General features: G+C 61.9%; 1 protein-coding gene. It reads right to left on the minus strand.

All coding sequences use genetic code 11. The annotated features are described in order from the left end of the window. Positions 1 to 491, minus strand: a 491-nt coding sequence (locus I8746_RS26920) for an immunoglobulin-like domain-containing protein (RefSeq protein ID WP_409078032.1), incomplete at both ends; no start/stop codon positions are given.

Raw genomic sequence — 491 nt, forward strand, 5'->3', positions numbered from 1 at the left:
TTTCGCCAGCATCCTGGTAGACGTCATCGCCTTGCGCGTCGTGGGTGTACGGCGCGCTGGTTTCGCCGGCCTTGATGGTGACCTGGGCATTGTTGCTCAGGGTCACGACCAAGTCGTGGGCCAGCGGCTGGTTGACGTGCACGGTGAAGGTCGGTTTGACGTTCTCAGCCACCGAGGTCTGGTCGGCCGTGATGGTGACCTTGACGATGTCGCCTTCGCTGCCTGGGGTACCTGGCTCGTCGGTGACCTCGGTGCTGACCGGGGTCTTGTCCAGGTTCAGGTTTTCGAACTTCCACGCATCTGCACCGCTGACCGCGTCGATGGCATTGACCACCGGCTGGTTAGTGCCCACATAGACGTTGTCCGGGGCGGTTGCAGTGGCCGAACCGGTGGTGCTGTTCGCTGCCACGACGACAGTGGTGCCGTCGGTCAGCTTGAAGTACAGCTCCGAGTGGTTGTTGATCGGCAGACCGTCTTTGTTGGTCAGCGTG

The organism is Pseudomonas sp. USTB-Z, from assembly GCF_019691255.1.
Lineage (GTDB): Bacteria > Pseudomonadota > Gammaproteobacteria > Pseudomonadales > Pseudomonadaceae > Aquipseudomonas > Aquipseudomonas alloputida.